Source organism: Bradyrhizobium australafricanum, from assembly GCF_020329495.1.
GTDB lineage: Bacteria > Pseudomonadota > Alphaproteobacteria > Rhizobiales > Xanthobacteraceae > Bradyrhizobium > Bradyrhizobium australafricanum.
In genome coordinates this window covers 1-5,375 of sequence record NZ_JAGKJL010000144.1, presented here as the reverse complement: position 1 = coordinate 5,375, position 5,375 = coordinate 1, and the positions used below count along the sequence as shown (strand labels likewise).

5 protein-coding genes and 1 pseudogene are annotated in these 5,375 nt (G+C 61.8%); 5 read left to right on the top strand and 1 reads right to left on the bottom strand.

The window, feature by feature from the left end; genetic code table 11:
- On the bottom strand, window positions 1–859 hold an 859-nt coding region (locus tag J6525_RS45880), incomplete at its 3' end, for an ISL3 family transposase (protein WP_225649552.1).
- 208 nt (window positions 860–1,067) lie between these two features.
- Between J6525_RS45880 and istA the strand changes: the two genes are divergently transcribed.
- The 5 genes and pseudogenes from istA to J6525_RS45855 all read left to right on the top strand — a co-directional run.
- A complete protein-coding gene (istA, locus tag J6525_RS45875) occupies window positions 1,068–2,582 on the top strand; it encodes an IS21 family transposase (protein ID WP_446471745.1) in 1,515 nt (504 codons plus the stop codon).
- Window positions 2,579–3,391, top strand: a complete 813-nt coding sequence (gene istB / locus J6525_RS45870) for an IS21-like element helper ATPase IstB (protein WP_225649550.1) — start codon at window positions 2,579–2,581, stop codon at window positions 3,389–3,391. The genes istA and istB overlap by 4 nt, the downstream gene beginning before the upstream one ends.
- A gap of 173 nt (window positions 3,392–3,564) precedes the next feature.
- Window positions 3,565–3,759, top strand: coding sequence for a hypothetical protein (locus J6525_RS45865; protein WP_225649549.1), 195 nt, complete (start codon window positions 3,565–3,567; stop codon window positions 3,757–3,759).
- A gap of 1,185 nt (window positions 3,760–4,944) precedes the next feature.
- A complete protein-coding gene (locus J6525_RS45860; protein ID WP_225649548.1) occupies window positions 4,945–5,130 on the top strand; it encodes a hypothetical protein in 186 nt (61 codons plus the stop codon).
- A 36-nt stretch (window positions 5,131–5,166) separates the two neighbouring features.
- Window positions 5,167–5,375: pseudogene (locus J6525_RS45855) on the top strand (ISNCY family transposase); the annotation flags it as partial.

Below are 5,375 nucleotides of genomic sequence, written 5' to 3'. Positions count from 1 at the left end.
GTGCACGGTCGATCGGCTCTCTTTGGGTGGACGCCATGATCTGCACGGCAGCGGCTACGTTGTAACGATGGCGACCGACTGCGTGGCGCATGGCTTCACCCATACTGTTGAGCAGATGCCAGCGGTCCGCCACCTGCACCGCGTCGGGTGCACCACGACGTGCACCATCGGCATAAAGTCCCGCACGATCGCGGGCCACAACCTTGATCCCTGGCCAGCGCTTCAGCCAACGCGTAACACTGTCGGCGTTACGGTCGGGAAGCAGATCAAGAACACAATTACGTTCCAGATCGCAGATGACCGTTCCATATCGCTGACCACGACGCCAAGCCCAATCGTCGATGCCGATGACGGTCGGGGCAACGAAATCCGGCAAGGGAGCCGAGTGAATCATTCGCAGTAAGGTGTCGCCGCTGACTGGCATGGCCAGTTTGCGCGACAGGCGCGAGCCAGGCTCACCGCCGACCGCAAAACCGATCGCCAGTTGGCTCTCGCCGAGGCGGGTTGTGCGCCTTGCTTTCGGTTGTACCGTTGCCGGCAGCCGTTCGGCGAATATCCGACGCGCACATTGCGAATTCACGCATCGAAACCGTCCCGCATGGAGCCGGATCTCGACGACCCGCCCCTGCCACGGCAGATCGCTCAAGCGGCGCACGTAATGGCTATGGACGCGACCTGTCTGGAAGTCGCAACAGGGACAGAGCGAGACCGTCGACTTCGGACGAGCAACAAGCACGACCTTGTCCGCTTGGGGAAGAACCTGGAAAATCGAAAGCTCGGGGAAACCAGCGAGCGGAAGGCGTGGTGCAAGGCGAATCACGGGCGTCGATTGCGATTCCGACCTTATGCCCGCATTCATGCGGCTCGTGAATCCAGCGCTCTGCACCAAATATGCGGAAGAACCCAATCAAGGTGAGAGAGTTTCGCCGGGCTCGTGACGTAGGGAGGGCGTAGCCCGACCGGAGTTACGAGCCCGGCGTCGGCGCGATCCGCGAGGGACCGCGCCGACTGGTGATCGCGGCCGGCAGGTTATGCAAGTGGTTCTTCCGCCAAGAGGAATCACTCGCTTGCCCGGCCGACACATCACAGATCACCAAATGAGGCTCTACATGAAGTACCGTCAGACCGATAGCCCGCCAGTGGCGGCGGCCAAGGCGTCATTCAGTGCGTCGACCGCCTATCGGATCGAGAGAGATCCCCGACTTCCATCGCAAAAGAAGGCTCCCCGCGGCCGGCGACGACCCGACCCGCTGAGCGACGTGTTCGATACCGAGATCGTCCCGATCCTGAAGGCGGCACCTGGCTTACGCCCGGTGGCGGTCTTCGAGGAGATGCTCCGACGTCATCCTGATCTCGGCACCGGTATCCGTCGTACCCTGGAACGTCGTATCCGTGCCTGGCGGGCGATCCACGGCGAGGAGCAGGAGGTGATCTTCCGCCAAACCCACGAGCCCGGCCAGCTCGGCCTCTCCGACTTCACCGACATGGGCGAGTTGGGTGTTACGATCGCGAACACGCCGCTGGATCATCGTCTGTATCACTTCCGTTTGGCCTATTGCGGGTTCGAGCACGCCCACGTCGTGCTTGGCGGCGAGAGCTTCGTTGCCCTGGCCGAAGGCCTGCAGAACGCTCTCTGGTCGCTCGGTGGGGCGCCGCGGGAGCATCGGACCGACAGCCTGTCGGCCGCATTCTGCAATCTCGATCGCGATGCACGGGACGATCTGACGCAGCGATACGAGGCCCTTTGTGCCCACTACGGCATGCGTCCCTCCCGCAACAATCGAGGCGTCGCCCACGAGAATGGCTCGATCGAAGGGCCCCACGGTCATCTCAAGCGAGCAATCGCGGACGCCTTGCTGCTGCGCGGAACTGTCGACTTCGACGATCTTGCTACCTATCGCGGCTTCATCGACGAGATCGTCAGCCGCCGCAACGCCCGCAACGCCAAGCGAATCGATAGCGAGCGCGTGGTGTTGCAGGAGCTGCCCGATCGCCGGACCTCGGACTACGAAGAGGTGATCGTCCGCGTGACGTCATCGGGCGGCTTCACCCTACGCAAGGTGTTCTACACGGTGCCATCGCGCCTGATCGGTCACCGGCTGCGGGCGCGGCTCTATGACGATCACCTCGACGTGTTCGTCGGTGGCACGCACCTCCTGACCTTGCCGCGCGGGCGACCGCATCCCAATGGCAAGTACGATCAGGTCGTCGATTATCGGCACGTGATCCATTCCCTGCGGCGCAAGCCAATGGCGCTTCTCAATCTGGTTTATCGAGACAGGCTGTTCCCGCGCGAGGGCTATCGGAGAACCTTCGACCGATTGCGCGAGCGCTGGCCGGACAAGAAGGCCTGCCGGATCATGGTCGATCTTCTCGCGCTCGCTCATGAGCGCGGCTGCGAGGCCGAACTCGCCGATCAGCTCACGGCCGATCTTGACGCCGGCCGACTGCCCGAACTCAACCGGCTGCGCGCTCACTTCGCTCCCGACCCCGCCCACCTGCCGAACGTCGTGGTGCAGCTCGCGCCGCTTGCCACCTACGAATGCCTCATCGGTACCGCCGAGATCGGAGGTGACGCATGAGCGTGGCCAACACCGTTGATACCGCGCGCCTCAATCTGTTGCTCAACGAGCTCCGGCTGCCAGCCATCAAGGTGCTGTGGGCGCAATTTGCCGAGCAATCCGACAAGGAAGGTTGGCCGGCGGCCCGCTTCCTCGCCACCGTTGCCGAGCACGAGATCGCCGAACGCGGTCGCCGGCGCACCGAGCGCCATCTCGTCGAGGCGCGGCTGCCAGCCGGGAAGACCTTCGACAGCTTCGACTTCGAGGCCGTGCCGATGATCTCGAAGGCGCAGGTGATGGCGCTCGCCGCCGGTGACAGCTGGCTGGGCAAGGGCGCTAATTTGCTCCTGTTCGGGCCGCCCGGCGGCGGCAAGAGCCACTTGGCGGCAGCTATCGGCCTGGCCCTCATCGAGAACGGATGGCGTGTCCTCTTCACCCGCACCACCGATCTCGTCCAGAAGCTTCAGGTGGCGCGGCGTGAGCTCAACCTCGAGGCGGCCGTCAGCCGCCTTGATCGCTTCGATCTCCTGATCCTCGATGATCTTGCCTACGTCACCAAGGACCAGGCCGAGACCAGCGTGCTGTTCGAACTCATCAGCGCACGCTACGAGCGCCGCTCGATGCTGATCACCGCCAATCAGCCCTTCGGCGAATGGAACAAGGTCTTCCCGGACCCCGCCATGACGCTCGCCGCCATCGATCGTCTCGTTCACCACGCCACCATCGTTGAGATGAACGTCGAGAGCTATCGCAGGCGCACCGCGCTCGAACGAAAACGCGGTCCGGGACGCCCGCCCTCGCACGCGACACCCAAAACTGTCGCTGATTGACGCTCCGCGACAATCAGAGCTCAACAAAACTCTTGCGCGCGACAATCTGCGCGGCAATCATCACTCCGCCGCGACACTGACTCGCCATCCAGATTGCCGCGCCTTCCCATCCAGATCGACGCGCTACACGCCTCTCCGCGCGTTGACTGTTGAGCCCAGGTGGGAGGTCAATAATGATCAACCGAGACCGGCGTACAACGACAGCTGCGGAGCGCGAAGCCCACAAGATATTCAAAGCGGTCAGGCCGAAGGAAGGCATGACCGATTACGCCAAAGAGCAAAAAGCGCTCCACGATAATCGAGACCGCCTAAAGGCAGAACGGCTGGCGCGGGAAGCTGAAGCTGCCAACCGCACAAAAGCAGGTTGAGCGTCCGTCCGAGGATCAAGTTTTGGCCTCTCCGGACGGCGACATGGCCCTGCACTTCCGCCAAGTCGATGCTGAACTGGAGATATGGATCGCGAGCAGCGACGACTATTCATCGTCATCAGCAACGAGAGCCAGACCGGACCCGGCTTGCATGGAGAGCCGGGTTTTGTTGCATCATATCGCCCCGACTTCCTGAATATGCCTACGGCTCAAGTGTCCGGATCGCCCTTCAACACGTTCGCTGAAGCCGAGCGGGCCTGCAATGCTTTCCTTGGTCGCCTCATCGTTAGGGGATGACTACCGTTATACGCCTTATCTCATTCTATTGGCAAGCTAGCCCCCGTAAAACCCCCGACCTACCCTCTACCGCTGGTTGCGGACGACTTGCGCCTTCTCCCGTAGGGGCAACGGACAATGGGAACAATTGTGGATGGGTGATCTTTGCGATCATCGTAGCCATCGCGGCTAATTCCCCAGGTCGAAACGGCCTGGGCTGGTTTGTCTTGGCGGTGATTATCTCGCCGTTGCTAGCTTTCGTTCTGCTGGTAGGGATGCCTACGCACACCAGTGACAGCAGGCCTACCTGGATGGAAAAGCACGAAGGGAAAGCCAGAACGTGTCCGTTCTGCGCCGAATACATTCAACCGAAGGCGATTGTTTGCAAGCACTGCGGCCGCGATCTTATCACCGAGGGCGCTCAACCCGAGCGAACCTGATTAGGAAGCAAAGTAGCTCCCTCTAAGGCTAGCTTTCGCGCGTCTGCGAGAACCGTTACTCTCCATCTTTTCCCTCCGGGATCACCAGCAAAACGAAACCTTCGCGGCCTCGCGCAGAAATCATTGAGCACCTCGAGCGACGTCGAGCCGCGTTGCGGGCCTCGTGCCAAGGCCACGACAGAGGCGATGCTTGGGAAGTCGAACGAATTGCGACCGAGGTTTGCAATCTCGTTCTCGATGACGGGGCCAAGACTACTTCCTGGGACTTGCCTTGCGCGTTGAGCGATTCACGAAGTGTGCGAGAAATGTCCTGCACTTGAGCTGACCACTGATGAGTTCGTTGGTTTCTATGCGGGATGTTGGGTAACGATCAGGCTGCGTGGTCCGCCGACGCTTGGATGACCGTAACCGGTATGAGCTCCCACGTCCGCGATGATTAGCGGTCGCGGGCGTAGCGGATGGGCATCCAGTGCTGGCGCAGCGCCTCGACGACGGCTGGGATATCGAGGTAGGCGTTACGGAGGAAATCCTCGGTTTTGCGACCGCTTCGTGGCGGTCCGAGCAGCGGACGGGCCTGATCGTCGCGACAATGCAGCAGGATGGCGCATTGCCTCGCCCTAATTGTTACCGGATGCTGAGCCGTTGCCTCACGTAAATTGCTCCCTTGGATCGGGAACGAGCGGGGGCGAAGATGGGGTGGCTAAGCATGGCAACGCGGAAGGAACTGACGGCGGCCGCAGGCGCGCGCTATCGGCGTTCGGATCGCGCGAAGAAGGCGCGGATATTGGACGAGTTCGTCGACATCACCGGATTCCATCGCAAGCATGCGATGCGCCTACTTCGAGGTCAGGAAGACGCACGCCAGGGCCGACGGGCGCGACGTCGAGTCTATAATGAGGC

What these genes read in the sequence shown, in the direction of transcription:
- J6525_RS45865 (WP_225649549.1), top strand. Translation starts at nt 3,565, where the DNA reads ATGATCAACCGAGACCGGCGTACAACGACAGCTGCGGAGCGCGAAGCC.
- istB (WP_225649550.1), top strand. Translation starts at nt 2,579, where the DNA reads ATGAGCGTGGCCAACACCGTTGATACCGCGCGCCTCAATCTGTTGCTC.